Here is a 1,112-nt window from a genome sequence, read left to right as displayed (position 1 = left end):
TCAAGTTCAGCCACCTCGACCGTCACAGGTTTAGTGCCAGGTGTATATCAATTCATCTGGGCAACGTCGGCTACTTGCAGCGATACAGTAGAAATAACGATACCCACTTGTACTCAGACTCCTAAAACAACAAGCTGGAATTTCACTTGTGCCGATGGGGTAAAAGTAGATGTAGTCAGTAAAGGAGTAGGTCAGTCTGAACCTGACCCCAATTGTACAAGTAGTGGTACGGCCACAATGGCTATTCCGAATGGTAACACCGCCGACAGCATCTATGTGGAAGCTGTTTATGAAACAGGTGATGCAGGCCCAACCATTACTTTCAAAGATGCAGCCAATAATAGCTACACGGCTTACAGATTTAGTATTGGGAATGATGAATACGTCTACCGTACTAAGATCCCTGCAACTACTAGTGTCTCTATTACCGATAATACTGATTTTTGCAAATTACAATCGTTGGTAGCTTATCTGTTCCGTAAAGCACCGGGGTATGCTTCAGTAGGCTTATATACCTGTGAATCAGGTTATAGAAATACCGTGACGCTCAACCTTTCTTTACCAACACGAACTTCCAATTCTGATATTACAGTTTGTGTACCCATTTCCGAACTTTCTAGTGATGGCCGCCCCTTGCAAATCAAAGTTACAGCCGGCAGTATTGTAAAAGATACGACTATTACAGGACCGGACCTTACACTAGGTGCATGTTGTGTGGCTACTCCTAAATTCACACTGATTGACGTTCTGCCGAGTACTTCTACCATAAAAATAGAACTTATCTCGCCAACTAACCCAGATGGACAATCGCACGTTGCAGGAGCTTTTGCTAATATCCTTTGTGAAAAAGCTGTACCGAAAGGCTCATTGGGTGACTTCGTTTGGAAAGATACCAACAACAACGGCATCCAGGACGAAACTACGCCAAACGCAGGCGGAGTAGCTGGTGTCCAAGTGGAGCTCTACAAAGTAGGTACAACTGCCGCCATCGCCAAAGACACCACCGATGCCACCGGTAAATACCTGTTCACCAACTTGGACGCAGGTCAATACTACATCAAAATACTGGCAGCAAGTCTGCCCGCCGGTTGCACGATTTCGACCATGAAAGA

At 45.2% G+C, this 1,112-nt stretch carries 1 protein-coding gene; it reads left to right on the top strand.

What is annotated here, in order from left to right; translation table 11 throughout:
- Positions 1–1,112: SdrD B-like domain-containing protein (locus GVN20_RS29490; RefSeq protein ID WP_206023403.1), on the top strand; the 1,112-nt coding region annotated here is incomplete at both ends.

The organism is Runella sp. CRIBMP (genome assembly GCF_009905605.1).
Classification (GTDB): Bacteria; Bacteroidota; Bacteroidia; order Cytophagales; family Spirosomataceae; genus Runella.
The sequence above is the reverse complement of the archived record's forward strand: the minus strand, read 5'-3'. Positions and strand labels throughout refer to the sequence as shown.